We start from the raw sequence: 26,207 nt of genomic DNA, 5'->3' as shown, positions 1-26,207 counted from the left end.
AACGAATCGCACCATCGGCAGATGGTGCGATCCGTTTCTTTAAGCAGTGCCGGGTTAGCCGAGCCCAGCCGCCTGGACGCCCCGCGCGGCCTTATTCGCTTTGGCAGTCGAGATCACCAGCAACGCGATGGCGGCCAGGTAGCCGGCCCCGGTCGCGGCGAAGGCGAAACCGAACTGGCCCAGCACGCAAAGAACTCCTGCGCAGGCCAACGCCGCCCAGCCGGCCATGGAGGCCACGGCAATCAGGGGCGCAGCCTGCTGATGCCCGGTAAGCCAGGCCTCGTCACTGGCCAAGGTGTGGCGCGTCTTGATGCCGATTGCCGCATTTCGAGCGAGCTTTCGGTCCCGTGCCATCGGTGCTAGGAACGCTGCCACCAACGTTATGCTCAGCAACCCGAACATGAAGGCAATGACGCCTGCTGGATCCACTTGCCGCCTCTTCTGCCGATTGATCTTGAATGGCCATCCTATGCGGTCGCATCGAAGTTCCCTGATCCACGCTGTGTTCCCAATCGATGCCTGCGGAAAAGCTCTTGAGATCCAGTTCCGGCATGCCAATTGCGTCATGCGAAGGTCATATGACGGCTTTTCTGCCCGTTTCCCGGCAGGGCGAAGGCTCGAAGATGACGTATTTTGTCCTGCTGTTCCTCCGTATGACAGAACCCTTCCCGAGGACCTGCCAGCAATGCTTGACTCAGAGCACAACCCATCCAGAGCGGCTGAGAGACCTGGCTCCAAGACGCCGCAGCAAGCCTGCATCCCGCAGGTAGTGCTAACGCCAGGTTCGATGGATCCGCAGATTTTCTGCATCCTTCGGAATCCATAGCTCAAGAGGAGAACGAAGATGACTGTATTGAATACCAAATTACCGCGCGTGCCATACACCGGCACTGCCGATCAAGCAGAACTCGCTCACTGGCGCGACGTCGCCCAGCAAGTGGCTGATCAACTGGCGACTGATGCGCTGGAGCGCGACCGCAAGAACCAGCAGCCTTTCGCCGAGGTGCAGCTGCTACGCGAAGCCGGGTTGCTCAATCTCTTGGTACCTGCAGAATTCGGCGGAGCCGGAGCCCATTGGGAAACGGCCTTCGAAGCGGTCCGCATACTCGCCGCAGCTGATGGCTCCATCTCGCAGTTGCTGGCTTACCACTACATCAACCAGTCGGGCATTGCCTTCTACGCCCCGGCCGAAGCCCAAGGTGCATGGTGGCAGCGCACTGTGGAAGGCGGCTGGCTCTGGGGCGATTCGGTGAATCCAGTTGATCCGGATTTGACGCTGAGCGCCGAGGGAGACGGCTACCGCCTGAATGGGGCCAAGCGGTTCTCCACGGGTTCCGGTGTTGGCGAGGTCATCGTCATCAACGCGCTGGTCCAGGGCGGGGAATACGACGGGCAGATTCTCGCGTTCGTTCTGCCACGCGATATCGATGGCCTGGAAATCGTCGACGACTGGGACTACCTGGGTCAGCGGCTGAGCGCTTCGAATTCCTTGAAATTCCACAACGTGCGGCTCGAAGCCGGGGACTTGCTTGGATTCGTCACCGATGAGCCGGTCTCCACCCTGCTCACCCCCGGAATCCAGCTGGCCTTCGCCAACTTCTACCTGGGTATCGCCCAGGGAGCGCTGGCGCGCGGCAAGCAGATCTTGCTGGGCCGCAAAAACGCCTGGCTGTTCTCGCAGGCCGAAAGCTACTCGCAGGACCCGATCTTCCAGCGCACCGTCGGGGAGCTCAAAGCCCGCACCGCAGCAGTGGCGGCACTGACCGAGAAACTGGGCCGGAAATTCGATGCCCTTCTCTCCAAGGCCGGGGATGTCACCCAGCCCGAGCGAGCGGCATTGGCCGTGGAAATTGCTGAAGCCAAGGTGGTCTCCACTGAAGTGGGCGTGGACGTGGCGAACCGGATCTTCGAGGTCACCGGCTCATCCTCTACCGCGAACTCGGTGGGCCTGGACCTGTATTGGCGCAATGTGCGCACCCATTCGCTGCATGACCCTGTGGACTACAAGAAGATCGAGGTTGGTGCTTACTTCCTGCGCGGAGAGTCCCAGCCGCTCTCGCTGTACACCTAAGAAAACTTCTCCCGGATTGGACTGAACGATGACTGCATTAGCAACTGGCACTCGACTCGCAGGACTCAAAGCACGTTTCGCACCGCTCTTCGCGCGCATCGCGCAGGGCGCGGCCGAACGCGATCGCACCGGCGAATTGCCCTACCAGGCGGTCGCGGACCTGGCTGCTGCCGGCTTCGGTGCGGTTAGGGTTCCAGAATCGCACGGGGGTTCCGGCGCAACTCTGCCCGAACTCTTCGAACTGTTCGTGGATCTCGCGGCAGCTGATTCCAATATTGCCCAGGCGCTGCGCGCGCACTTCGCCTTCGTCGAAGACCGGCTGGTGGCTGCCCCAGGCCCGGGACGTGACAAGTGGCTTGCCCGCTTCGCGGCTGGGGAACTGGTGGGCAACTCCTGGACCGAAGTAGGTACCGTCAAGGTGGGGGAGGTGATCACCAAGGTCACTCCCGACGGCGAGGGCGGATTCAGGATCAACGGCACCAAGTACTACTCCACCGGCTCGATCTTCGCCGACTGGCTGGACACCTACGCAGAGCGCACCGACACCGGAAAGCGGGTGATCGCCGCGGTCAACCGCCACCAGCCCGGTGTCGACTTGGCCGATGACTGGGATGGCTTCGGTCAGCGCACCACGGGTACCGGCACCTCTACCTTCACCGACGCGATTGTGGCAGAGGAAGACCTGATCGATTTCGATACCCGCTTCAAGTACCAGACCGCCTTCTACCAGCAGGTGCTGCTGGCGGTCCTGGCCGGCTCCGCCAAAGCGGCCGAGCGGGACTTCGCCGCCGAGCTGAAGGCGCGCAAGCGGACCTTCAGCCATGCCGCGGCCAATGTAGCGGCAGAGGACCCGCAGCTGCTGCAGGTGATCGGCGAGGTTTCTGCGGCTGCCTTCGCTGCCGCGGCAACGGTGGAACGCGTTTCGACGGCATTGCAGGGCGCCTACGAAACTGCGCTCGCGCTGCACACCGGCGAGGTGACCGGGGAAGAGGACGAAGCAGCGAACGACGCCGCAGAGCTGGCCAGCGCCCAGGCGCAGGTGGTGCTGACCCCGTTGGTACTCAATGCCATTACCCACGCTTTTGATGCGCTGGCCGCCAGCGCCACGAGCATCTCCAAGAATCTGGACCGGCACTGGCGCAATGCCCGTACGGCCGGCAACCACAACCCCTGGGTGTTCAAGGCGCGGTTGATTGGCGACCTGGCGGTCAATGGCACCGAGCTTCCGCGCGTGTGGGCGATTGGTGCATCAAAGTAGGCTCCATGGTCTTTGCGGGTCCAGCATCCTTTGCCGATGCTGGGCTCGCAGTATTTAACGGTGCTGGCGTTGCCCGCAGAACGTCGTGAATGCGAAGATGTCCAGCATGAGTGGCTGGGAATTTTCTTTCGAGGACGGGCATAAGCCTCCTGTCCTCGACTTTGACTGGACACCGCTTGACACCGTTGTTCAGCGGTTGGCACGGCTGCAGGTGCAAGCCCGTGGAACTGGCGAGGTGACCGCGGAACTGCAAAGCTGTGTTGCCCAGCTTGAGCGGCTTATCGTGCTGGCCTTGGAACGCGGCGCCAGCCTCGGCCAGTTGGGCGAAAGAACTAGGGTGAGCCAGCAGGATCTGGCGCGGGTCAGGCTCACCGGACGACTTTACGAACGGTAATAGCCCGCTGCCCGCTGGCTAGACTGGGCGGGTGATCAACTACACCCTGCGCCAGCTGCAGTACTTCGTCGCCGTCGCTGAACTCGGCTCCATCTCCGCCGCAGCGAAGCAGTGCCATATTTCCCAGGCAGCCATGTCCCAGTCCATGGACGAGCTGGAACGCGCCGTCGGCTCGCAGCTGCTGGTGCGCAGACGTGCCCGCGGCGTGGTGCTCACGGCTGTCGGCACCGACTTCCTGCTGGACTCGCGGGCCCTGGTGCGCCATGCCGAAGAAGTGCAGGACCAGATTGTCGAACGCCAGACCAAGCTCTCCGGCCCTTTGGTGATCGGCTGCTATTCCTCGCTGGCCGCTTTCTGGATCCCGGTGATCTGCGAACGCTTCACCAATGTGCACCCGGACTTGCAGGTCACCCTCGTGGAGGGGGACGGGGCCGACCTGCAGGAGCGCATGCTCAAGGGCCACCTGGATGCGGTGCTCACCCATACCCGCCACCTGCTGCCGCAGGTCTCTTCGCGTACGGTGATGTCGGGCCGGCCCTATGTGCTGGTGGGAGGCAATCACCGGCTGGCCGATCGCACCTCCGTCGCCTTGAGCGAACTGGCCGACGACGACTTCGTCTCCCTGGACATCCCCACGGTGCGCGATAACCAGCTGGTGAATCTTCGCATGTCGGGCTTGGACCCCAAGGTGCGGTGGAGTTCGCAGAGCTTCGAGGCGGTGCGCGGGATGGTGGCTCGGGGTTTGGGCTATACCGTTCTGGTGCAGCGCCCGCCGGTCAACCTGAGCTACGACGGCTTGCCGCTGTCGGTATTGGAGATCGAGGGCGAGGTTGGCGTGAGCGATATCTGCGTGGCCTACACCGCTTCGGACCGCCCTAGCTTGCGGCTGCGCGCGTTCTTGGATTTCTGCGAGGAAGCCGGAGCCGAGAAAGAGCGCAAGGCCGGTTAGAACCCGTAGGTTCCAACCGGCCCCGCGCTTTCGCCAGTCGGGAGGCTAGTGGCTCATTTCCTCGGCCTCGAGGTCGGCGTCGCGGCCTTCCTTGATGCCGCGCATGGCCAGGGCGGCGACGATGAATGCGGCGGCCCAAACGGCTCCGGCGATCCACAGCGATCCGCCGCCCAGCAGCACCAGGCCTGCAACGATCATCGGGGTGAAACCCGCGCCCACGGTGGAGGAGAGCTGGTAGACCAGCGAAGCGCCGGTGTAGCGGATGCGGGTTGGGAACAGCTCCGCGGTGAACGCGCCGAACGGACCGAAGATGAAGGCCTGGATGATGCCGTTGGCCACGAACAGCGCAATGGCGAACAGCCACAGCTGGCCCAGTTCCAGCATCCACATGATCGGCAAGGCGGCCACGGCGCCGGCGAGGATGCCGACCATCATGACCGGGCGGCGGCCCAGCTTGTCTGAATAGCGCGATGAAACCCAGATGCCCACCACGGTCAACGCGGCGCCAATGGCCTTGATGTTCAGCACCGCAGTGCGGTCCATGCCGACTTCCTCGACCACGTAGGAGATGGCCCAGACGGTCATCAGGCCCTGCACCGTGTAGGAGCTCATGCCCACCAGGGTTCCGCGGATGACGGACTTCGGGTACTTGGTGATGACCTCCATGAAGGGGGTCTTGCGCTCTTCTGCCTTGTTTTCCAACGCGAGGAACAGCGGGGACTCGGTGACCTTCAGCCGGATGACCAGCCCGATGCCCACCAGCGCGATGCTGATCAGGAACGGAATGCGCCAGCCCCAGGCCAGGAACTGCTCATTGGGCATGAGCGAGACGGCCGAGACTGCCAACGTGGCCATCACGGCGCCGGCCGGGCCGCCCATGTTCGCGAAGCTCGCCGCGAAGCCGCGGCGCTCCTTCGGCGCGTGCTCCAGTGCCATCAGCATGGCCCCGCCCCATTCGCCGCCCACGGCCAGGCCCTGGACGATGCGCAAGATGATCAGCGCGATCGGGGCCAGCATGCCGATCTGCGCGGTGGGAGGAAGCAGGCCGATCAGTGTCGAGGCACCGCCCATCATCGCCATCGAGGTGATCAGCACGCCCTTGCGGCCGATCTTGTCGCCGAAGTGGCCGAACACGATGCCGCCCAGCGGGCGGGCCAGATAGCCCACGGCCAAGGTGGCAAAGGAAGCGAAGATGGCTACGCCCGGGGTCAGGCCCACGAAGAAGACCTTGTTGAAGACCAACGAGGCCGCCGTGGCGTAGAGGATGAAATCGTAGAATTCGATTGCGCTGCCGATGAAGCTGGAAGCCAGGATCCGGCGCATCTGCGGGGATTTCAGCGAGGGAACCAACGCTTGTGCCTCCACGCCGTTGCCATTATTCAGGGTGCTGCTCATCGTACTGCCGCCATTTCACTGTTGACGCGGGAAAAGGATATCGTGTCCAGATCGTTGGGCACTAGGTAGTTGCCGGAGAATTTCGCGGCGTGGGCTTCCCAGACCTGCAAAGGCGTAGTTCCGGGGACCAGATGGTGCAGGGCCAGGGTGCTCGCCCCGGCCTGGTGCGCGATCTCGATCGCCTGCTCCGGCGAGGTGTGCGAGGCGCGGTGGTGGTCCATCGAAGCCTGGGCTTCCAAGGTGCCAACCGAACCGTAGGCGCGTTGCACCCAGTCGAAGTCGATGGCCTCATGAAGCAGCAGGTCGGTATCCTTCGCCAGGGCCACCAGGTTCTGGCAGGGCGCGGTGTCTCCGGAAATGGCCACCGAGCCTTCTGCGGTATCGAAGCGGAAGGCGAAGGCCGGAGCGATCGGCGGGTGCTTGACCAGTGTTGCGGTCACCGTGACCAGCTCGTCGCGGTAGATCTCGAACGGCGCGAAGCCCTTCGGTGTCGGGTTCTCGTTGGGGTGGTACCCGGTGCCGGCCGGAATCTCGATGTCCGAGGCGATGAAGTGGTCCAGCGGGGAGGGGCGCAGGGCGTCGATCACGCGGTCATTCAGGTCCGTGGCGTAGGCCTGCATCAGGTGGTCGAACATCGAGGCGGTGCCCGGGGTCGGGTTCTGCGGGTAGAGCGGCTGCGGGGCGGTCACTGCGCGCGGGGAGGCAGGTGGCAGGGCGCCGCGGTCGCCGGGGCCGATGATGGAAATCGGAGCCTTGCCCGCTGGCAGGGTGAACATTCCGAAGATGGCCAGCGAAGCCAGGTCGATGGTGTGATCGGAGTGCAAGTGCGTGAGGAAGATGCCGCGAAGGTTCGCAGGGGTGAAGCCGGCTTTCATCAGCTGGTTGCCCACGCCGGTTCCGGCATCCACCAGGTAGACGCTTTCGCCCACGACTACGGCGGTGGAAATTCCCGCCCGCTTGCCGGCGTTCTCGCCAGTCCACCAGCGGGGTCCGCCGGCGGTGCCCAGCGTAACGACGTGGGGATTGAGATTGGTGGAGGCCATGGAATGCGCCCTTTCTTTGGTTCAAGTGCTGCATTCAATTCTTATGCGCTGGATCACATTCGTAAAACTGTTTTTATCAACCAACTAAATAGGTTTAGCCGATAATAGGTTGGGTATGCTCATAGCATCGACGCAAACCAAGGAGGGTCATGTCCGAGCAAGATCGCAGCCGGCTTTCACGCTGGATATTGCCACGGGGCAGTGAGCCTGACCCGCGCTTCACGCTGGCCAACGAGCGCACCTTCTTGGCCTGGATTCGAACTTCGCTAGCCTTCCTCGCGGGCGGCACAGCGCTGGAGGCCTTCGCCGCAGAGGCCTTCCCGTCGCCAGTTCGCACCTGGCTGGCGGTGCTGGTGATCGGCGTCGGCATCCTGATTGCTGCCGGTGCAGCCGTGCGCTGGGTCCGCGTGGAACGCAGCATGCGCACCGGCAGGCCGTTGCCGATTCCCGCCATTGTCCCGCTGCTGGCATTCGGTGCCGTGGTGGCCTCACTGGCGGCGATCGCCATGATTTTCTGGTCCCTCAGCTCGTGATGAAAGAGCCCATCGAGATCAGCGACCCGGGGTTGCAGCCAGAGCGCACCGTCTTCGCGTGGAACCGGACAATGGTTTCATTTCTCGTGGTTTCCGCGGTCTTCCTGCGCTGGCTTCCGCACTATGGCCTGGCCGTGATCCTGCTGATTGCGATATCTTCCTCGATGGCATTCGGGATTCTGCTCTCGCAGCGTGCCCGGTACCGGAAAATGGCGCAAGGCGTGAAGGCTGAACGCGTCAGCGCGGATGTTCTCGCCGTGCTGCTGACAACAGCGGTGCTGTTGGCTCTAGGCGCTTGCGCGATCATCCTTGTGCTCGGCGCCTAGTTCCGGGTGCTCGCCAGGCGCAGGTTTATCGAGGCTGCGGCAGTAGCGGCCAGAGGAGTTGCAGGCGCGGCGCGAGTGCTGTTCCGGCCCTATTGCGAATGCCCGGGCCGGTGCAGCCAGTCCAGGCGCTCTAGCTGTACCGGTGCTGGGACCCGGATTTACCGAAGGGTCAGGGCCCATGGAGCTCGAGAATCTCCGCGGAGCTGAATGCTACCGATTCCGCGAGCTTTTGCACCGCTGCATAACGCTGTGACTCCGCATCGATATCCTTGTGGAACTGGGAATTTCTTTCGTCCCTATCAGCCTCGAACTTCTTTCCGGCGAGAGCCAGCTCCCGGGCAATTAATGCTGCCAATCCGTCACGCAGTTGTTCCAGGGAGGTGTTGGAAATTTCCAATCTTCGGTTAGCTGCGCTCAGAACGGCATCAGGGTAGCCGGCGGCATCGAGTTGGCCGCGCATGAAATCGCTGGTCAAGAACTCTGTTTCCTCGGCTGCGGGCTGGCGGTTGAAAACGGCGGCAACCCGGTACGCGCCGGGCGCCTTGTCGCTGAGCAAAGTTCCCGGCAGAGAGTTCATGAGCACCGGGCCTATCTTCAGCGGCTGGTGCTTCTTGCCAAGAGTGCGGGAGAAGTCCATCATGGCTTTTCCTTTCCATGTCCGTTCCATGCCGGCGACCAGGGTGCTCTGCCGTGGGCAGCAGCGCCTGGCGCCAGCTCAGCTAGGCTTGCCGTAGGGTTGCTTGGCCCGTAGCAGGCAAGATGTCCACGCGGCGCTCTGGTCCCTGTAGTGGTTCTTGCGAACTGTAGGCAACCTTGCGCCATCCGCATGAGGTGCAGGTCCAGAGCACTTCACGCATCGTTACCAGCATGTCCTGGCGCTGGCCAGCTTCGTGGCCGCCTTCGTTGTCCCATCTCTTGAGCTGGTTTTGATCATCGACGAATCGACGGGTTTCTGTTTCAACCAAGGTATTTCTGTAGCACCTCGGACAGCTGTTCGGCTTGTCCATGACATTCCCTCCGTTGCTGCATAGTCGTTTTTATTGCCGTGCTCTGCCCTCGGTGCTGCAGTTCAAGGCCGGTTCCACGGGAAACGCCGTACCATTTCTTGAGTTGGGCATCGCGGGGACCGCGGCAGTTGTGCGCGTACTGCCGTTTTGCACTGTCGGCTTCAAAGGTATTGTCCGGCTGTGCTGGTTGCATGATTCGCCACTAGCGGACCGAACCGGTCTGTGGGCTGCTGGAGCAAAACTGTGATTCGTTCCTGGCGGGCAACCCTTATCGGGCAAATGGGAGAAACGCAAGGAAGCGGGCAGTTAATTCGAGCCGCCTCGATAAAGATCCCGGTTCAACACTGCTGCGTTAATCTGAACGCCGTCCTCGGCAATGAGGAGGGCACAAAAGCTCTACGCCGGTAGGAAGTGCTTCCGATGACGGCATTTCTACGGAAGTTAGATCCAATTCCAGTCTACTCCGGTTTCCCGGTTGTGGACCGGAAAATGGCCAAGTGAAGCGACGAAGGGTGCCCGCGGCTGCAACGGCTTGTGTTGCCGAGGGGCGTCACCCTGTCGCGGTCCGGGCCATGGCGCGGGAGGCCAGCGGAAACCGCCATCGGCTAATGCGGGGCCCGATCTTGAATGTTCCGGAGTTCGGGGTCCAACGGGCGGGAATGCGCGTACAGTGAAAATACCGGTCCAGCTCGAATTCGCTGTAAAAGGGGATGATTCGCGATGCAGGCTGACGCTAGATTCAAGATGCCGTTCAATTTCGCCCAGGTGGTTATTGCGGCTTTCGGAGCCATGGGGCTTAGCGCCTTGGCCTATTTTGTTGCCAGGGTTATCGGCGCATCCATGGAGTACTCCGGCGGCTTATTCCGGAACCTGGATTTCATCCACATCGTGCGATTCACTGCCCTGCCCATTCTCATTCTCGGCTTCCTGACCTTCTTGATCGGCCGGGCCAAGCCGGGCTTCTGCCGCATCGCCCAGTGGGTCGGCGTTGCCGCCGTCTTGACCTCAGCGGTGGTGCAGTGGTTCTTCGCCGAGGACTGGGGGACCGCGCTGACCCTGGCGATTATGCACCTGGTTGTTGCAGCGTCTTGGTATATCGCGGTGAACTACTCGAATAGGAAGTTCAACGAGATCGCGGCCCTGGAAAACCTATAGCCCTGCTAAGTGTCGCGGTTCTCACGGGCTCCTGAGAGCCGTGGCACAGGCACTCGGGAATAGAATAGTTGTGAACTATCAACAATTCTAGGAGTGCCATGACGTCTCAGGGACAACCCAATAGCCCATTCAATTTCATTCAGGTGATTATCGGTGCGCTGGGTACCAGCTACCTGAATGTCATCATTTTCTTCCTGTCTGGCGCCGCTGGGGCATCCCGCCGGATTGGTCCTAATTCAACTGATGTTGTCGCCTTTGACCACCTGTTGCAGTTCACGTTGATCCCGATTCTGTTCTTCGGCCTGGTGGTCTTCCTGATCGGACGGGCAAACAAGGGCATTTGCAAGATCGCGCAGTGGGCTGGCTTGCTCATCGCGGTAGTCTCGATCGTTTTCCCGATCATGAACGCAGCAGATGCCGCTACCGCTGTGGGCCTGTCCCTGATCCATATCGTGACCGGTATCGGCTGGTTCTTCTCGGTGCACTACGGCAACAAGGAGCTCCACGTTCCTTCCAAGGACGTAGCGCTCGTCTAAGCACGAAAAGCAAAACCTCGCAGAGCGATCAGCAATGATCTGTTCTGCGAGGTTTTCCGTTAAGCCGTGAGAGCTGCTGGTGCTGATTCGGGCTACACCCCAACTTTCTCGAGCTGAGGATGCTCGTAGGCTTTGCGCATGCGCGGCAAGAACAGCAGGCTGACGGCTGCCACAAGGCACAGCACCGCAGCGGTAATCCACGCGGCCAGGTAGCTGCCGGTGGTTTCCCGCGACAGCCCTGCGGTCAGCGAGCCGGCGCCGGCGCCGATCATGTGGAAGGCGAAGACCCAGCCGAAGACCACGGTGGCTCTAACCGGACCGAAGTACTGGCGGCAGAGCACCACGGTAGGAGGCACGGTGGCCACCCAGTCCAAACCGTAGAAGACAATGAAGATCCACATCAGCGGCTCGACGGTTGGACCCATCAGCGAGTGCAGGAACATCAGGGACAGTCCGCGCAACGCGTAGTACACCGCAAGCAGCAACCACGGGCGTACACGGTCGGTCAGCCACCCGGAGAACACCGTGCCGAGGATATCGAAAATGCCAACCAGCGCCAGCAACCCGGAAGCGGTCGTTGCCGGCATGCCATGGTCGTGCGCCGCAGGGATGAAGTGCGTCTGCACCAGTCCGTTGGTAGACCATCCGCAGATCCAGAAGGTCATCGCCAAGACCCAGAATGCCGGGTAGCGTGAGGCCGCGAACAGGGCCTTGAGAGTCGCGGCAGCCATCGAACCCTGCTGCGTTCCGGATGCCGGCGCGGCTGCAGCTCCGGCCCCGCCGTAAGGCAGTACACCGGCTTCGGCAGGGGAATTGGCGAAGGGCCAGCGCAGCAACGGGATGATCAGCACCGCGAAGACCGCAACAACCAGAGCCGCGGCCCTCCATGAGTACTGCTCGATGATCAGTACAATGCTTGGCAGGAACACCAGCTGGCCGGCGGCATTCGCGCCAGAGAAGATGCCCATCACCAGGCCGCGCCGTTCGCAGAACCAGCGGTTGGCAACCACAGAACCGAAAACCAACGCCATCGCCCCGGTGCCCAGTCCAACCAGCACACCCCAGAGCGCCCACAACTGCCAGATCTGGCTGATGAACACGGACAATCCGGCTCCGGAGGCCACCAATGCCAGAGCGATGGCAGCCACCTTGCGCATGGAATACCGTTCCAGCAAAGTCGCGGCGAAAGGAGCTGCCAGGCCGTAGACCACCAGGTTGATGGTCACCGCGGTCGATAACTGGGAGCGGAGCCAGCCGAATTCGGATTCAAGTGGTTCAAAGAACGCGCCGGTGGTCGAGCGGAACGCCGCCGTGGCGACTAGCGCCAGCGTGGTCACGATGGCGACCAGCCAGGCTCGATGGATCCGCAATGGCTTCGGGGAGTTCAATCGCATGCTCCTTCTGGGTGTTGCTTTAAACATTGCACCGGTGCTAACAGGCGTTGGAGTTCGTGACGTGCGAAGAACAAATATTGATGTCCGAAACAGGTGGAGCGCCTTGCCGCGCCGGGATTAGCTGTGCATGGCGAAGCGCGGCAGACTCAGTTTTTGCGCCTGATCGGCTCTGCTTATTCGCTATGCGGGGTCGTTGCCGTTGCTGGGGTTCTGGCGCCGGCTGCGAGGGTGCCGGTCCTGCGGGGCCGGCGCACCCAGCGCCTGCCGCGGAAAGGTTTTTAGCTTGGCCCCGGAAGGCGGTTCGTCCTGGTCCAGCGGATCGGCCATGGACGATGGGGCAGCGGAGGCTTGGCCTGTTGCGGCTGCCTCGGCGGTTTGGGCCGTCACCGGGGCATCGCGGATGACCGGCATCCTGCGTGGCGGCAGCGGACGACGATGGTGCACGAGATAAATCAGCATGGCCAGGGCCTTGTGCATGACCACGATGGTGAAGATGGCCGATCCGGCATAGCAGCCCCAGGCGACCAGGTGAAGCGTGGTCACTTCAAGGACGTTCAGCTCCAGCGAGCCGTTGAGCATCATGACGGCGCCGATTTGCTGGATGACCATGCCGAGCACGGCCAACCCCACCGCAAACCAGAAATACACCAGGGTATCGGCTCCGGGTTTCTTCACGACAGGCATTTGAACCTCCGTTGGCCAGCTGTCGGCGGTCATTGCTACACACTGTAGCCCATGGCAGGAAACAGCTTATCTGCCCAAGGTGGCCCGGGCCTGGCGCAGCAGCGGCTCATCGACCATCTGCCCTTCGAAAGCGAAAACTCCGGGATTCGCCTCCGCGGCGTCGAGGATCCGCCGGGCACGTTCCCGTTCTGCTTCGGTCGGTGCGAACGCCTCGCGAATGACCGGCATCTGGTTCGGGTGGATCGAGGCTTTCGCGGCGAATCCCGAGGCCTTGGCATCGCGGGACTCCTCGCCCAGGCCTTTGAGATCTGGAATATCGAGGTACACGGAATCAATTGCGGCCTTGCCTTGGGCCACCGCATGCAGCAGCACCTGCGACCGCGCGAACCGTGCCACCTCGCGGTAGCTGCCATCGTGGCCGCGCGAGGATGTGCCGCCGAGCGAGGCGATCAGGTCTTCCGCGCCCCACATCAGCGCGACGACATTCTGCGCCCCGGCAATGTCCGAGGCATTGGTGATGCCCTTGGCGGATTCGCACAGTGCCAGCACGTCGTAGCCTGCCAGCGCGGCCGGCTGCGCCGCCGATTCGCACTTGGGCAGCATCACGGTGCGGTAGGCCGTTTGCCCCAGCGCTGCCAGGTCCTTGGCGAAGTGCTCGCTATCGACCGGGTTCACGCGCACGATGACCCGCGCGGGATCCAGCGGCGTATCCAGCAAGGCGCGGCGGGCCGCGTCCTTGTTCCCGGCAGCCACAGCGTCTTCCAGATCGATGATGACCGCATCGGCACGCTGCGCCGCCTTGGCGTAGCGCTCGGGCCGGTCGGCCGGGCAGAACAGCAGGGAAGGACCCATCAGGAAGCTAGCCATTGGAGCTTTCCCCCTTGGGTTCCAGCGAATCCAAGTGCGCCTGCTGGGTCCACATCAGGCAGGTGCGGGTGGCAGTGGCCACGATGTCGCCGTGCTGGTTGCGGCCGGTGTGAGTCATGGACGCCAGGCCCTGCCCGGGGCGGGACTTCGATTCGCGCAGTGCGGTGATCTCGGTTTCGGTGTAGAGGGTATCGCCGTGGAACATCGGGTGCGGGAAGCGCACGTCATTAATGCCCAGCTGCCCCACGATGGTGCCCTCGGTCAGCTGGCCCACCGACTGCCCAATCATGGTGCTCAGAGTCAGCAGGGAGTTGACCAGCGGCTTGCCGAAAGGCTGGGTGGAAGCCCAAGCGGCGTCCAGGTGCAGGCCCTGGTTGTTCATGGTCATCGTCGTGAACGCGACGTTATCCGCTTCGGTCAGGGTGCGCCCGGGCTTGTGCACGTAGGTGGCCCCCAGCTGCAGCTCATCGAAGTAGAGGCCGCGCTGCTCGACGCGTTTGGGGGTTTGCTCGCTCATGCGTCCTGCTCCTGATGCTGTGCTTCGGTTGACGGAGTTGCTTCCACGGTGGCCACGACCTGCTTGGCCTTGACCAGATCCCCGGTCTTCAACCCGGTCATGCGCACAATGCCGTCCGCGGGGGAGAAGAGCTGGTGCTCCATCTTCATCGCTTCGATGCTCAGCAGCAGCTGGCCTTCGGCGACCGCATCGCCATCGGCCGCCTGCACGTTGATCACGGTGCCGGGCATGGGCGAGAGGACATGCGGGGAGAAGGTCCCGGATTGCTTGGCGATGGTGGCCAGCTGGCGTTCGAGGACTTCTTCGCGGGGCAGCTTGCGCACCGCCGCGGTCCAGCCTTCCTCGCACAGCCACAGCGTGCCATCGGCGGCGAAGGCATGCTGTAGTGCTGTGTGCTGGCCGTTGACGGACAGGGTTCCATCCGGTTCCTGCCGCACGGTGAATTCTTCGGCGCCCACGCGCACCCGGCTCGAATCGGGATCCCTGAGCAATGCGGTCCTGCCCTCGGCGGCCTCGACGTCGAAGTGCCCGATGCTGGCCCGGCGATGCTGGGCCCGCCATCCGTCGCGCAGGCCCCACGGGGTATTCGCGGCTGGAATGCGCCGATCCTCCAGATGCGCTGCCAGTGCCAGTTCGCGGGCCCCGACCTGGCGGAAGGCGAACTGGTCCATCTTCCGCTCGATCAGGTTGGTGTCCAGGGCTCCGGCGGCCACATCCTCGTCGGCCAGCAGCAGCCGCAGGTATTCGCTGTTGGTCAGCACGCCCAGCACCACGGTGCCGGCTAGTGCCTTATCCAAGCGGGCCAGCGCCTCGGTGCGATCCGGGCCCCAGGCGATGAGCTTGGAAAGCATCGGATCGTAGTGGGCGCTGATCTCCAGGCCGTCGCGCAGCGAGGAATCCACCCGGACATTCTCCGGCTCGCGCACGTGCAGCACGGTGCCCACCGAGGGCAGGAAGCCGGAGGACGGGTCTTCGGCGTAGAGCCGGGCCTCGATGGCATGGCCTTCCAGCGCCACCTGGTCCTGGGTGAAGTCCAGTGCGTGTCCGGCCGCGATGCGCACCTGCCACTGCACCAGATCCAGCTTTGCGCCGTTCACCCGCACGACTTCCTCGGTGACCGGGTGCTCCACCTGCAAGCGGGTATTCATTTCCATGAAGAAGAATTCGTCGGGGTTCTGGTCGCTCACCAGGAACTCGACAGTTCCGGCGCCGACGTAGCCCACCGATTGCGCAGCGGCCACCGCGGCGGCGCCAATGCGCTCGCGGATCGCCGCGCCGTGCTCCAGATTCTCGAACAGCGGAGCCGGGGCTTCCTCGATGACCTTCTGGTGGCGGCGCTGCAAGGAGCATTCGCGTTCGCCCAGGTGCACGGTGTTCCCATGCGCATCGGCCAGGATCTGCACCTCGATATGCCGCGGATTGCGCACCAGCCGCTCGAGGAACAGGGTGTCATCGCCGAAAGCATTGCGTGCGGTGCGCCGGGCGCTGGCCAGCGCTTCGGGCAGTTCTGCGGCGGAATCCACGGCGAACATGCCCTTGCCGCCGCCGCCGGCCGAAGGCTTGATCAGCAGCGGGAAGCCGACGTCCGCGGCAGCGGCGAGCAGCTGCTGATCGCCGAGGCCGGGTTCGGCGATGCCGGGAACCACCGGCACCTGGTGGGAGAGGACATGGTTCTTGGAACGGATCTTGTCGCCCATGAGATTGATGGAGTTCACCGGCGGGCCGATGAAGGTGATGCCGGCAGCCTCCAGCGCACGGGCGAAGTCCACGTTCTCGGAGAGGAACCCGTAGCCCGGGTGCACCGCCTGGGCACCGGTGTGCCGGCAAGCGGCGATCACCGCGTCGATATCCAGGTAGCTTTCATTGGCCGCAGCCGCGCCGATGCGCACCGCGCGATCGGCTTCGGACACATGCAGCGCCCCGGCATCGGCATCGGAGTAGACGGCGACCGATTCGATGCCCAGCGCCCGCAGGGTGCGGATGATGCGCACCGCGATCTCTCCGCGGTTGGCGATCAGGACAGTGTCAAAGAGCTTGGTAGTCATGGTGTTTTCCTCGTACTACATCCGGAAGAGGCCGAAGCTGGTCTCCGGCAGCGGCTGGCGGGCGCAGACATCCAGGGCCAGGCCGAGCACCCGGCGGGTATCTGCCGGGTCGATGACCCCGTCGTCCCATAATCTGGCGGTGGAATAGTAGGGGTTTCCCTGGGTTTCGTACTGCTCGCGGATCGGGGCCTTGAACGATTCCTCCTCCTCGGCGCTCCAGTTGCCGCCGCCCGACTCGATTCCGTCGCGCTTGACCGTGGAGAGCACCGAGGCGGCCTGGGCCCCGCCCATCACCGAGATGCGCGCGGCCGGCCACATCCACAAGAAGCGCGGGGAGTAGGCCCGGCCGCACATCGAGTAGTTGCCGGCGCCGAAGGAGCCGCCAATGACCACCGTCAGCTTGGGCACCCGGGCGGTGGCCACGGCGGTGACCATCTTGGCCCCGTGCTTGGCGATGCCGTCCGCTTCGTAGTCGCGGCCCACCATGAATCCGGCGAGGTTCTGCAAGAAGAGCAGCGGGATGCCGCGCTGGTCGCACAGCTCGATGAAGTGCGCGCCCTTCATCGCGGACTCGGAGAACAGCACGCCGTTGTTGGCGATGATGCCTACCCGGTGCCCGTGGATCTGCGCGAAGCCGGAGACCAGGGTGGTGCCGTAGTCGGCCTTGAATTCGTGGAACTCGCTGGCATCGACGATGCGGGCAATGATCTCGTGCACGTCGTAGGGCGCGTTGACATCCACCGGCACCACCCCGGCCAGTTCACTGCCCGGGTAGAGCGGCTCGACGACCTGGCTTTCGATACTCCAGGCGGGGGCCGGGTTGGCCGGCAGGGTGGAGACGATATCGCGGATGATCATCAGCGCGTGCTCGTCGTTCTCGGCCAGGTGGTCCACCACGCCCGAGGTCTTGGCGTGCAGGTCGCCGCCGCCCAGCTCCTCGGCGGTGACGATCTCCCCGATGGCGGCCTTCACCAGCGGCGGGCCGCCCAGGAAGATGGTGCCCTGGTTGCGCACGATGACCGTCTCGTCGCTCATTGCCGGAACGTAGGCGCCGCCGGCGGTGCAGGAACCGAGCACCGCAGCCAGTTGCGGGATCTTCTTCGCGGAGAGCTGCGCCTGGTTGTAGAAGATGCGCCCGAAGTGCTCGCGGTCCGGGAAGACCTCGTCCTGCATGGGCAGGAACGCCCCGCCCGAATCCACCAGGTAGATGCAGGGCAGGCTGTTCTCCAGCGCGATTTCCTGGGCGCGCAGGTGCTTCTTGACCGTCATCGGGAAGTAGGTGCCACCCTTGACGGTGGCGTCGTTGGCGATGACCAGCACGTGGCGGCCGTGCATCAGGCCGATGCCGGCGATCATTCCGGCGCCGGGGCTGGCGCCGTCATACATGTCCTCGGCGGCCAGCGGTGCGATTTCCAGGAAGGGCGAGCCGTCGTCCAGCAGCGCGTCTACGCGTTCGCGGGGCAGCAGCTTGCCGCGATCCACATGGCGCTGCCGGGACTTCTCGGAGCCGCCGCGCGCAGCGCGTTCGAGCCGTTCGTGCAGTTCGGCCAGCAGTGGTGCCTGGTCGGCGGCGTTGCGCTCGAACTGCTCGGGGTTCAAGTGGGAGGAGAGGGTCTTCACGAAGTCAGTCCTTGCTGGTCGGTTCGCTGGCGATCACCCGGGGTACGGGCAGCTGCTGCGCAGGCAACGGGAATTCGTCGGGCACGGCCAGGATGCGCATGGCCAGGGAAATGAAGTTCAACTGCACTTGGGCCAGTGTGAGCCGGCCGTCCTTGCGGTACCAGTGCGAGACACCGGTGCCCATTTCCATCAGTGCCAAGCGGGCGATGCCCAGGTCCACGGTGCTGAAGCTGCCATGGCGCTCGCCGGCCTGAAGCGCGTCGGCGAAGAGCTGCTCGTAGGCGTCGCGCAGTTCCTGCATCTGCTCGCGGGCCTTGGCCGATAGCGCGCGCATCTCGTATTCGGTGACACGTGCGGTGCTGGGATTGGTGGCGGTGAACCCCACGTGGAAGGCCACGAGCAACGCGAGCTGGCGTACCGGGTCCTTGCTGCCGGCCAGCGCCTGCTCGGCGCCGGAGATCATGGCGGCCAGGCAGTCGTTCATGATGCCCACCAGCAGGTCTTCCTTGCCGCCGACGTAATGGTAGAGGGTCGCCGAGTTCAGTCCTACGGCACTGCCTAGTTCGCGGATGCCGGTGGCGGCGAAACCGCGCTGGGCAAAGCAGGCTACGGCTGCTTGCTGGACCTTTCCCAGTTCCATGGACACCACCCTGTGACTCAAGAGCCAATCAATCGATTGACTGCTTCCATCCAACCGAAGAAAAAGTGTGGTGTCAATCACCATCTTCCGCGGACGGGGACACCGAGTGGCGCTGCCATCCGCACCTCATGCAACGCTCATGTTAAAAGGGGCCGAAATATGACGTTTGCTATTTATGAATCAAATGCAAAACACTAGACTGCTTGATGTTATTTACTGTCAAGCTCTAGTTAATTCTGCTGGGCAGCTGATCAGACGCCACTGGAAGGCATGATGCCGCAACCTGAACCACGTTTCCTCAACCGCCAAAACCCAACCCCAGCCGGACCGTCGCGCCGCGGCCTGCTCGCCGGTGCCTCCGGGCTCATTGCCCTGGCCGGACTGGCAGCCTGCGCATCACCGCAGGCCACGGACGCGGACAGGGCAAACCTCGCCGGACCCCCGCAGACCCCCGATGAAGTGCTGCAGGTACTGCGCGCCGGGAACCAGCGCTACGCCGACGGCATGCCAGAACGCCCCAACCAAGCAACCGAACGGCGCAGCGAGCAGGCCGAGCACCAGAACCCCTTCGTCCTGATCCACGGCTGCGTGGATTCCCGCGTGACCCCCGAGCTCCTGTTCGACCAGGGGATCGGAGACCTGTTCGTCACCCGGACCGCCGGCGGAGTGCTCGATGACACCTTGGTTGGCAGCATGGAATTCGCTGTTTCCAGTCCCTATTCGGTCCCGTTGCTGGTGATCCTCGGCCATACGGCCTGTGGTGCGGTGGCGGGCACCTTGAAGGCGATGGAAGAAGATGCCAAGAATCCGCAATTGCCCGGCGAGATGGTCGACTTCGCTGAACAGATTGCTCCTGTTGCACGCAAGGCAAAAGTTGAAGGTTCGGGTAGCGAAGAGGTGGACCAAGTGGTGCAGGCCAATGCCCGTGCCGTCACCGAGCAGCTACTGGAGCGATCTGCCATCATTCGCGAGGCAGTGCAGGAAAAGCGGACCCGGGTGGTGGCAGCTGTCTACGACCTGGACAGCGGAGAAGTGCGCTGGCTCGATGGCTAGCACCGATTTTCCGGTTGCGAATTAACCAGAAGTTCCCGCCGGTGGAACCGGCGGGAACTTCTGCGATCATCACTCGCACCCTCGCTGAGGTTGTTTCTACGATATTGACAATGCCTATGGCCACGCTGAGCGCAGGCTCCACGGCCGCAGGGCATCTGGCGAACGGGGCGATCCAGCTGCTGGACCAGCTGGGCTTCCAAGGTTGCAGCCGAAACGCGAATACCGGCGGATGGCCAGCTCGCCGCTATCCTGATGCAGCTGGTCAGACGCAAAACACCCATTCCCGGGCCTTTCGGCACGGTTTCGGGATTTGCCAGCAGGTGCACTGGTACTCTCGACGCTGGATGCTAGTGAAGCATTCCCCGTGAAGAATCCGCATGCACGTGCAGTGAAAGGCCCCATGGCAGCCAGCGAATCCAGCGTCAACTCCCGCGCCCGCGCTGCAGTCGCGGCCCTGTTCCTCACAAACGGAGCACTCTTTGCCAATATGGCGCCGCGCCTTCCCGAGCTGAAGCGGGAACTGGAATTGGACACCGCCGGCTACGGCTTGCTGGTCACCGCATGGCCTGTTGGGGCAATCCTTGCAGGGTTGGCTGCAGGTGCGCTGGTGCGCCGTTTTGGTTCCGCGCAGGTTGCCGTCGTGGGCACGATAGTTACCGGTGCTGCCTTGCTGGCCGCCGGCAGCGCGCCGGGCGTCGTCTTGGTCGTGCTGGCTTTTGCCCTGGGCGGCGCCATGGATTCGATTACGGATGTCGGGCAGAACGCGCACGGGCTGGTGGTGCAACGGCGCTATGGGCGTTCGATACTGAATTCCTTCCACGCATTGTGGTCTGTCGGAGCGGTGATCGGCGGTTTGATGGCCGCCGGAGCGATCCAGATGAAGTTGGCATTGCCAGTGCATTTGGGCATATCGATGGTGCTCTTCGCCGCGGTGGCACTGACTGCCCTGAAATTCTGCCTGCCTCGATCCGCCGAACTGGCGGTCATAGAACCTGTTGCGCCACCTGCACCCGGAACTGCCCGGGCCGCGGCCCCAGCAGGATCCCGCGGACGGCTGCTGCTGATGATGAGCGCCCTGGTCTTGATCTCCGTAGCCGGCGTGATGGTTGAAGACGCCGGGAATTCATGGTCCACGCTGTATCTTGGCCAGCTGGGGGCGCCAGCGGCGCTGGCGGCCAGCGGGTTCATCGCTCTGGTCGGGGCCCAGTTCATTGGCCGAATTCTCGGCGATGGCATGGTCAACCGCTTTGGCCAGCGCGGCATGGCCCAGTTCGGGGGAGCGCTGATAGCAATCGGTATGGGTCTGGCGTTGTTCTTCCCCACGGTTCCGGGCACGCTGCTGGGATTTGCCGCGGCTGGATTCGGCTCGGCAACCCTGGTCCCGGCGGTGATGGACCAGGCCGACAAGCTGCCCGGCCTGCCTCCGGGAACTGGGCTGAGCATCGTCTCCTGGCTCATGCGATTGGGCTTCTTGTTCTCGCCACCGCTAGTGGGTTTCCTTGCCGAGGACTTCGGGTTGCGCATGGCCCTGATGGTGTTCCCCATTGCGGGACTTGTGGTGCTTGCTTGCTCGCCAGTGCTGCGTGGAAAAAGCCCGCGGAGCGATGGAACAGGGGAGCAAGGAAGCCGTAGCTAGTTTTCGCCCCGAAGCGTGATGGACTCGATGGCTTCTCCGTGCAGGTCTTCAATGACCAGATTAACTACCAGTTCCCTCCAGCTGATCAACGGGCTGATGGCACAGCGAACATAGTCAAGGACTTGCTGCTCGATAACCTGGACCGAACTATCCCCAGCCATGCTGACATGGCATTGCACCCTCCAGTTAAGGTGGGGAATCTGCGTGTCAGTCGCCTTGATCTCCGTGTAGTTCAATTGCGCTGTCGGCGACTCGGAAAATGCCGCTCGAATCGCCTTGATTAATTCCAGGGACGATACGCGTTTGGCCAGTCCCGTGCCCGCATCCTGCACATCCCACATCCGCTGGAACGGCGAGTGCTCGGCTATTTTGCCCAATATTCGCTGCGAGAATGCTTCAGGCTGGTGCTCCGGGGTCGAGCTGTGCAGCAGTTGGGTGATGAATCCGTTCTGGTCCTTGAGCCGCTGCCGTTCGGCGTGGCACCACCGGCACTGCAATTCGTGCAGATCTGCAGGTTCATCCAGGTTCAGCAAAACGTCTTCGGTAGTACGTCCGCAGGGAAGGGTTTTCATGACACCGCCTCGCTGATTGCATTGCGTGCCCGTGCGAGTCGCCCTCGCACAGTTGATTCTGAAACGTTGGTCACCAGGGCCGCTTCCTTATAGCTCATGCCTTGGAGCGCGACCAGTACGAACGCCTGGCGAAGCGCCGAAGGCAATCCGTTGATGATCTGCCAGGCATCGGCAATCTCGCCGCGTTGCACGGCGACGTTTTCTGGCAATTCACGGTCAGGGACTGGGGTTTGCTCTAGCACTTCATCATCCACGGTTTGCTGGTCATTGGCACGCTGGCGGATGCGATCAAGACAAATATTTCGTGCCATGCGGTAGAGCCAAGTCTTGAACGCGGCACGTTCGCGCAGCGAGCCCAATGACTGCCACGCGCGGATCCAGGCATCCTGGGTGGCATCCTCCGCATCGTGCCAGCTGCTGAAAAAAGTCTTGCAGTATTGGCGCAGGCCGGGTGTCAGCGCGGTGACGAGTTCGCCGAAGGCCTCGGGGTCCCCCTCCATTGAACGACCAACAAGCACGGTCAACCGGGTCGGTTCCAAGCACCCCTCCTTAAGTGATCTATATCACACTCATAATGTGTGAGGATTAATCTGTAGCTCTCGTCTGTATGAGTGTAAGGCACAAAAATATCCGTTCAATGAATGAGGAGACCATCATGGTGCAACGCGATTCACAAGGGCCAATCATCAAGCCAACCGGCGAAGAGCTGGAACGCCAGGCCAAGGCAAAGGCCGCAAATGACACGCCGGTCCACGAAGAGCTGCGCGGTCCGCTGCACACCGAACTGGGCAAGACGACCATCGAAGACCGTGTGGTCCAGAAGATTGCCAGCATCGCCACCCGCGAAGTTTCCGGCGTCTACGCCATGGGCAACGCCGCCCGCCGGACCTTCAACTCGCTGGCCGAACGCATCCCCGGTGCCCAAGCCAACGCGGCCGGAGGCGTGAGCGTCGAAAAGGGCGAGCAGCAGACCGCCATCGACGTGTCGATCGTTGTTTCCTACGGGTTCTCGATCGTTGAGGTCTCCAACGAGATCCGTTCGAATATCATCGCCCAGGTTGAACGCGCCACCGGTCTGGAAGTCATCGAGGTAAACATTGAAGTCACCGACGTGCACCTGCCGGAAGACGATGACGATGACGCCGAGCCCCGCGATGGCCTGAAATAACTGTCCTCATCTAAGGAGCAGAACATGTTACACGTCAAGTGGGGTTTGGCCATCGGCTGCCTAGCCGGATTGCTGATTGCCTTCGGATCATTCACCCAGTTCGTGGTGGTGGCATTCTTCGCCATCATCGGCGCTGGAGTCGGATGGCTTTTGCAGGACAGGGTTGACCTCAGTCAAGTGTTCAGCAAACGTCGGCGGTGAAGCAGATGGCAGAGCTGTCCTCTAGCCGTGGAAGCACCACGGTGAACACGGCCGTCTATTCAAAAATCGCTGCCCAAGCAGCCTATAAGGTGCCAGTTGTCGGCTCTGCCGCGGGTGGGATCCTGGGGTTGGGGAAGTACAAGGATTTTGACAGCCGGCCCAAGGCCAAGGCCGAGGTGCTTGGAAGTGCAGTGGTGGTCGATTTGGACCTTGGATTGAGCTATCCGAGCAATGTCCAGCAAGCCTGCGAAGACGTGCGGAACATGGTTGCGGCTGATCTGCGCACGTATCTGGGCGTTGAGCAGGTGCAAACCGATATACGGGTGAGCTGGATGTCAACGCCGGATGAAGGAACTAGCAACAGGAGGCTGCGATGAGCAGGTTCTGGCACGTTCGCAGTGCCCGCAGCCTGGCCTTGATGATCAGCTTCATCGTCGTGTTGGCCACGAGCATTCTCCTGGCGCTATCCTGCCTGCTGCGTTTGACCAGCGGACAATGGCCCGGTTTTGCCCAGCAGGGCATTAACGCGGTCAGCAACTTGCGCTTCAATGACAACCTGGCAGTGATCGCCATGGTGGTTCTTGCGGTGCTCGGTCTGCTGCTGTTGCTCAGCGCGCTCATTCCAGGGCCCCGGCAGAGCATCCTGCTGACTACCGATGATCCTTCAGCGGGGTCGGAACAGGCAATCTCATGCCGTGGAATATCAACCTTGGTGGGGCATGAGGTCGAGCGAACCGATTCGGTGACCCGCGCGAGCGTGAAAACCAGCCCGGCCCTGGTCCAGGTTACCGTGCAGACTCCAGCCCACTCGGTTCAGCGCGTGCGGGAAAACGCGCAGGCGCGGGCGCAGCGCGTGATCGACGGGTTGCCATTGCAGCGCGCTCCCAAGATCAAGGTCTCAGTGCAACGCCGAGGGGGAAACTAGAAATGTTCAGAACGCATGTGGTGCGCCAACGACTTATTCTGGCGATCTTCGGTTTGGTCCTGCTGGCGGCCGGTGCCTCGGGCCTCGCAGCAGTCTGGTGGGGGCTTGGCCAAGGCGCTGGCCTCGGCCAAGCCCGGATTGCCAGCAGCCTGCCGATCGATCAGCAGTACCTGCTGCCACTGGGACTCGCGCTCGGAATTGCCGGCATCGTGCTCTCGCTGGCGGTGCTGATCACTGCCATTCCGCGCCGCCCATCGGCGCATGAATTCAGATACGAATCGAGCAGCGAAGGAGTCAGCGAGATCGAGACTTCGGTAATAGCCAAAGCCGCGGAAACGGCCGCTCGAACGCAACCGGAAATCGTGGATGCGAACGTTCGAATTGGCGGCAATGCAGCTGAACCCGTGCTTTATGCGCGATTCACCCTGCGCGCCGACGCTCCGGCGAATCGAGGGATCGAGCTGGTCAATGGCCGCGTGGTACCTGACCTTGAAATGGTGCTGGGGGTGCCTTTCTCCCGCAAGCACATCTCGTTCAGCTTCCAGAAGCCGGAAAAGCAGGATTCGAATAAGGCCGTGCTCATCTGAGCCGGCCCAGGAAAACAAGAAATAGCCATTAACGGCACGGGCATCGTGCCGCATCTCTTGGAGAAGTAGGAATACATGGGAATAATCGGTTGGATCATCCTTGGCCTCGTTGCCGGTGCGATCGCGAAGGCAATCAAGCCCGGAAAGCAGGGAGGCGGCTGGCTTGCCACGCTGCTGCTCGGCGTGGTCGGGGCGGTGCTGGGAGGCTGGATTGGCTCGGCAGTTTTCGGTGTCGGAGTGAGCGAGTTCTGGTCATTGTCCACCTGGCTGCTGGCCATCGGCGGCTCGCTGCTGGTCCTGGTCATTTGGGGTTTTGTCAGCAGCAAACGCGACTAGGGGCATGCGCTGAACTGCCTGCAGCCTGATGGCGCTGGCTAATGGGAACGGGCGGGATCCTTATGGATCCCGCCCGTTTCCTTCTGCCGCAACGCCTGCATGATGCCGGTGGGAACCTGCAGTGCCCAGGACAGCGCGGGGCCAGGTGCAGCGCGAATCATCCAGCTTGGCATGCAAGGCGCCCTCCGCTACGAAGGCCATCATCGACAAGACCAGGCAGATCCCAGTCGAGCGAACGTGGCGGCCAGGACCGCCTGGAAACCGTAGGGCTAGGCTTGGGGAATGGAGGATGCGCTGAAAAAGATCAGCTGGCCGGTACGCACTGAACGCCTGTTCCTGCGTCGCGTGAATTCGGCTGATGTGGAAGACCTCTGGCGCTACCGGCAGCTTGCCGATGTCACCCAGTGGATTACCGCTGGCCCAGCAACCGTGGAAGAATTCCGTTCGCTGTTCTTCGCGAAGGACTATCCGCTGAGGAACCTGGCTGTGGAACTGGACACCGGGCAGGGGACCCAGCTGATTGGCACGGTCATGCTGGATATCGTGGATGGCTGGGGGCAAAGCGAAATTGAGCAGCACGCCAAGGGCGTTGAGGGCAACCTCGGCTGGAGCTTCGATCCCTCCTTCGGTGGCAAGGGCTACGCCACCGAAGCCGTTGCCGCTGCCATGGGCCTGTGCTTCGGCCCTCTTGGCCTACGCAGGGTTACTGCCGAGTGCTTCGCCGCCAATGAGCCATCATGGAGACTGATGGAGCGCTTGGGGATGCGCAAGGAATTCCATGGCCGCAAGGACAGCCTGCATCGCAGCGGGGAATGGATGGATTCCATGGGCTACGCGCTGTTGGCTGAGGAATGGACGGCCCAGGCCTCCTGCTAAAGGATGAGGGATAGATCCTTGATCGCCGGTGTGTTCTTTGAAAGGCTGGAAGAGAACAGCACCACCCCAGCGAGCTAGGCGGTCCCATGGGCAAATCAACGCGCACCAGTGTTCTTTTGGCGCTGGCAACCGCCGCAATTCTGCTCATGGCGCTGTCGGAGGAACCTACCTGGGGGTTGCTCGTAGGCAGCTGGACCTTGATGCTTTGGGGCTGGACTGGCAGTCCGAAGCCCCAGGAAATCACCGTCGATGCACAGGGGCTCTCACCCAGGGATGTGAAGGAATACCGCCGTCAGCATCCGGGCGCGACGATGGTTGACGCGATCAATGCGCTGGGGAAAACCAAGCAATAGCCAAAGCATGGCCCGCAGTGTGGGTGAATGGATGCAGTTGAGCCCCATGAACTAGTTGTCGTTCAC

The 26,207-nt window shown here is 62.6% G+C and carries 33 protein-coding genes and 1 riboswitch; of the genes, 18 read left to right on the top strand and 15 right to left on the bottom strand.

The features are described 5' to 3' along the window. Positions 1–54 precede the first annotated feature (54 nt). Entirely contained in the window at positions 55–429 is a 375-nt protein-coding gene (locus tag M2368_RS13440; RefSeq protein WP_498724582.1) for an SdpI family protein, read from the bottom strand. Positions 430–703: 274 nt separating this feature from the next. Next, positions 704–794, top strand: a riboswitch (SAM riboswitch). Positions 795–844: 50 nt separating this feature from the next. Between M2368_RS13440 and M2368_RS13435 the strand changes: the two genes are divergently transcribed. The 4 genes from M2368_RS13435 (at position 845) to M2368_RS13420 (ending at position 4,672) form a co-directional block, all read left to right on the top strand. Further along, positions 845–2,071 carry an acyl-CoA dehydrogenase family protein gene (locus M2368_RS13435; RefSeq protein WP_498724581.1) on the top strand — a complete coding sequence of 409 codons (1,227 nt, stop codon included), beginning with the start codon at positions 845–847 and terminating at the stop codon, positions 2,069–2,071. 28 nt (positions 2,072–2,099) lie between these two features. After that, positions 2,100–3,329 (top strand): acyl-CoA dehydrogenase family protein, encoded by a 1,230-nt coding sequence (locus tag M2368_RS13430; RefSeq protein WP_498724580.1) that lies wholly within the window; start codon positions 2,100–2,102, stop codon positions 3,327–3,329. 106 nt (positions 3,330–3,435) lie between these two features. Beyond that, complete coding sequence (locus tag M2368_RS13425; RefSeq protein ID WP_498724579.1) at positions 3,436–3,723, top strand: hypothetical protein; 288 nt, start codon at positions 3,436–3,438, stop codon at positions 3,721–3,723. A 31-nt stretch (positions 3,724–3,754) separates the two neighbouring features. Further along, complete coding sequence (locus tag M2368_RS13420; RefSeq protein WP_105656436.1) at positions 3,755–4,672, top strand: LysR substrate-binding domain-containing protein; 918 nt, start codon at positions 3,755–3,757, stop codon at positions 4,670–4,672. 45 nt (positions 4,673–4,717) lie between these two features. Here M2368_RS13420 and M2368_RS13415 read toward each other — a convergent pair whose 3' ends face one another. Next, positions 4,718–5,995 (bottom strand): MFS transporter, encoded by a 1,278-nt coding sequence (locus tag M2368_RS13415; protein ID WP_400341908.1) that lies wholly within the window; start codon positions 5,993–5,995, stop codon positions 4,718–4,720. Between the two features lie 68 nt (positions 5,996–6,063). Continuing rightward, positions 6,064–7,110, bottom strand: a complete 1,047-nt coding sequence (locus M2368_RS13410; RefSeq protein ID WP_498724578.1) for an MBL fold metallo-hydrolase — start codon at positions 7,108–7,110, stop codon at positions 6,064–6,066. A gap of 149 nt (positions 7,111–7,259) precedes the next feature. Here M2368_RS13410 and M2368_RS13405 point away from each other — a divergent pair, with 149 nt between their 5' ends. Together M2368_RS13405 and M2368_RS13400 are read left to right on the top strand one after the other, a co-directional pair. Beyond that, positions 7,260–7,643: a YidH family protein gene (locus M2368_RS13405; protein WP_105656433.1), complete on the top strand. Its 384-nt coding sequence runs from the start codon at positions 7,260–7,262 to the stop codon at positions 7,641–7,643. Next, entirely contained in the window at positions 7,643–7,969 is a 327-nt protein-coding gene (locus M2368_RS13400) for a DUF202 domain-containing protein (protein ID WP_105656432.1), read from the top strand. Before M2368_RS13405 ends, M2368_RS13400 begins: the two co-directional genes overlap by 1 nt. A 169-nt stretch (positions 7,970–8,138) precedes the next feature. Here M2368_RS13400 and M2368_RS13395 read toward each other — a convergent pair whose 3' ends face one another. Both M2368_RS13395 and M2368_RS13390 read right to left on the bottom strand, forming a co-directional pair. Continuing rightward, positions 8,139–8,609 (bottom strand): hypothetical protein, encoded by a 471-nt coding sequence (locus tag M2368_RS13395; protein WP_332727602.1) that lies wholly within the window; start codon positions 8,607–8,609, stop codon positions 8,139–8,141. A gap of 79 nt (positions 8,610–8,688) precedes the next feature. Further along, positions 8,689–8,934, bottom strand: coding sequence for a hypothetical protein (locus M2368_RS13390; RefSeq protein ID WP_105656430.1), 246 nt, complete (start codon positions 8,932–8,934; stop codon positions 8,689–8,691). Between the two features lie 786 nt (positions 8,935–9,720). Here M2368_RS13390 and M2368_RS13385 point away from each other — a divergent pair. Together M2368_RS13385 and M2368_RS13380 are read left to right on the top strand one after the other, a co-directional pair. Then, entirely contained in the window at positions 9,721–10,131 is a 411-nt protein-coding gene (locus M2368_RS13385; RefSeq protein ID WP_426735992.1) for a DUF6069 family protein, read from the top strand. 98 nt (positions 10,132–10,229) lie between these two features. Next, on the top strand, positions 10,230–10,667 hold the full coding sequence (locus M2368_RS13380; RefSeq protein ID WP_105656428.1) for a DUF6069 family protein: 438 nt from the start codon (positions 10,230–10,232) through the stop codon (positions 10,665–10,667). A gap of 92 nt (positions 10,668–10,759) precedes the next feature. Here M2368_RS13380 and M2368_RS13375 read toward each other — a convergent pair whose 3' ends face one another. The 7 genes from M2368_RS13375 to M2368_RS13345 form a co-directional block, all read right to left on the bottom strand. Continuing rightward, entirely contained in the window at positions 10,760–12,061 is a 1,302-nt protein-coding gene (locus M2368_RS13375) for an MFS transporter (protein ID WP_332488700.1), read from the bottom strand. 180 nt (positions 12,062–12,241) lie between these two features. Next, complete coding sequence (locus tag M2368_RS13370) at positions 12,242–12,745, bottom strand: hypothetical protein (protein ID WP_402697158.1); 504 nt, start codon at positions 12,743–12,745, stop codon at positions 12,242–12,244. Positions 12,746–12,811: 66 nt separating this feature from the next. Next, the gene (locus tag M2368_RS13365; protein WP_426735995.1) at positions 12,812–13,612 is read right to left on the bottom strand and encodes an HpcH/HpaI aldolase/citrate lyase family protein; all 801 of its coding nucleotides are present in this window, start codon (positions 13,610–13,612) and stop codon (positions 12,812–12,814) included. Continuing rightward, the gene (locus M2368_RS13360) at positions 13,605–14,129 is read right to left on the bottom strand and encodes a MaoC family dehydratase (protein ID WP_426735997.1); all 525 of its coding nucleotides are present in this window, start codon (positions 14,127–14,129) and stop codon (positions 13,605–13,607) included. Before M2368_RS13360 ends, M2368_RS13365 begins: the two co-directional genes overlap by 8 nt. Next, positions 14,126–16,174 (bottom strand): acetyl/propionyl/methylcrotonyl-CoA carboxylase subunit alpha, encoded by a 2,049-nt coding sequence (locus M2368_RS13355; RefSeq protein WP_498724577.1) that lies wholly within the window; start codon positions 16,172–16,174, stop codon positions 14,126–14,128. Before M2368_RS13355 ends, M2368_RS13360 begins: the two co-directional genes overlap by 4 nt. Before the next feature lie 15 nt (positions 16,175–16,189). Beyond that, positions 16,190–17,794, bottom strand: a complete 1,605-nt coding sequence (locus tag M2368_RS13350; protein ID WP_498724576.1) for a carboxyl transferase domain-containing protein — start codon at positions 17,792–17,794, stop codon at positions 16,190–16,192. 4 nt (positions 17,795–17,798) lie between these two features. Next, on the bottom strand, positions 17,799–18,434 hold the full coding sequence (locus M2368_RS13345; protein WP_498724575.1) for a TetR/AcrR family transcriptional regulator: 636 nt from the start codon (positions 18,432–18,434) through the stop codon (positions 17,799–17,801). Between the two features lie 270 nt (positions 18,435–18,704). On the opposite strand from M2368_RS13345, the gene M2368_RS13340 reads away from it, so the two are divergent. Next, positions 18,705–19,487, top strand: a complete 783-nt coding sequence (locus M2368_RS13340; protein WP_498724574.1) for a carbonic anhydrase — start codon at positions 18,705–18,707, stop codon at positions 19,485–19,487. A gap of 364 nt (positions 19,488–19,851) precedes the next feature. Next, a complete protein-coding gene (locus M2368_RS13335; RefSeq protein WP_498724573.1) occupies positions 19,852–21,123 on the top strand; it encodes an MFS transporter in 1,272 nt (423 codons plus the stop codon). On the opposite strand, the gene M2368_RS13330 is transcribed toward M2368_RS13335, so the two are convergent. Then, entirely contained in the window at positions 21,120–21,695 is a 576-nt protein-coding gene (locus M2368_RS13330) for a hypothetical protein (protein WP_133833919.1), read from the bottom strand. The genes M2368_RS13335 and M2368_RS13330 overlap by 4 nt on opposite strands. Beyond that, positions 21,692–22,234, bottom strand: a complete 543-nt coding sequence (locus M2368_RS13325) for an RNA polymerase sigma factor (protein WP_133833920.1) — start codon at positions 22,232–22,234, stop codon at positions 21,692–21,694. The genes M2368_RS13330 and M2368_RS13325 overlap by 4 nt, the downstream gene beginning before the upstream one ends. A 98-nt stretch (positions 22,235–22,332) precedes the next feature. Here M2368_RS13325 and M2368_RS13320 point away from each other — a divergent pair, with 98 nt between their 5' ends. From M2368_RS13320 to M2368_RS13295, 6 genes are all read left to right on the top strand, one after another. Beyond that, the gene (locus M2368_RS13320) at positions 22,333–22,863 is read left to right on the top strand and encodes an Asp23/Gls24 family envelope stress response protein (RefSeq protein ID WP_286134072.1); all 531 of its coding nucleotides are present in this window, start codon (positions 22,333–22,335) and stop codon (positions 22,861–22,863) included. A gap of 24 nt (positions 22,864–22,887) precedes the next feature. Further along, positions 22,888–23,064 (top strand): hypothetical protein, encoded by a 177-nt coding sequence (locus M2368_RS13315; protein ID WP_166650766.1) that lies wholly within the window; start codon positions 22,888–22,890, stop codon positions 23,062–23,064. 5 nt (positions 23,065–23,069) lie between these two features. Further along, positions 23,070–23,441 (top strand): Asp23/Gls24 family envelope stress response protein, encoded by a 372-nt coding sequence (locus M2368_RS13310; RefSeq protein ID WP_498724622.1) that lies wholly within the window; start codon positions 23,070–23,072, stop codon positions 23,439–23,441. Continuing rightward, positions 23,438–23,989 (top strand): DUF6286 domain-containing protein, encoded by a 552-nt coding sequence (locus M2368_RS13305; protein ID WP_498724572.1) that lies wholly within the window; start codon positions 23,438–23,440, stop codon positions 23,987–23,989. The genes M2368_RS13310 and M2368_RS13305 overlap by 4 nt, the downstream gene beginning before the upstream one ends. A 2-nt stretch (positions 23,990–23,991) precedes the next feature. Further along, the gene (locus tag M2368_RS13300) at positions 23,992–24,576 is read left to right on the top strand and encodes an Asp23/Gls24 family envelope stress response protein (protein WP_105656415.1); all 585 of its coding nucleotides are present in this window, start codon (positions 23,992–23,994) and stop codon (positions 24,574–24,576) included. 75 nt (positions 24,577–24,651) lie between these two features. Then, complete coding sequence (locus M2368_RS13295) at positions 24,652–24,912, top strand: GlsB/YeaQ/YmgE family stress response membrane protein (protein ID WP_105656414.1); 261 nt, start codon at positions 24,652–24,654, stop codon at positions 24,910–24,912. Positions 24,913–24,950: 38 nt separating this feature from the next. Here M2368_RS13295 and M2368_RS13290 read toward each other — a convergent pair whose 3' ends face one another. Further along, complete coding sequence (locus M2368_RS13290) at positions 24,951–25,085, bottom strand: hypothetical protein (protein ID WP_483561693.1); 135 nt, start codon at positions 25,083–25,085, stop codon at positions 24,951–24,953. A gap of 109 nt (positions 25,086–25,194) precedes the next feature. Here M2368_RS13290 and M2368_RS13285 point away from each other — a divergent pair, with 109 nt between their 5' ends. Both M2368_RS13285 and M2368_RS13280 read left to right on the top strand, forming a co-directional pair. Further along, on the top strand, positions 25,195–25,788 hold the full coding sequence (locus M2368_RS13285) for a GNAT family N-acetyltransferase (protein ID WP_498724571.1): 594 nt from the start codon (positions 25,195–25,197) through the stop codon (positions 25,786–25,788). A gap of 86 nt (positions 25,789–25,874) precedes the next feature. Continuing rightward, a complete protein-coding gene (locus M2368_RS13280) occupies positions 25,875–26,141 on the top strand; it encodes a hypothetical protein (protein ID WP_332488722.1) in 267 nt (88 codons plus the stop codon). The last annotated feature ends 66 nt before the right edge of the window (positions 26,142–26,207 follow it).

Source organism: Arthrobacter sp. JUb119 (assembly GCF_024807995.1).
In the GTDB taxonomy this organism is placed as follows: domain Bacteria; phylum Actinomycetota; class Actinomycetes; order Actinomycetales; family Micrococcaceae; genus Glutamicibacter.
The sequence above is the reverse complement of the archived record's forward strand: the minus strand, read 5'-3'. Positions and strand labels throughout refer to the sequence as shown.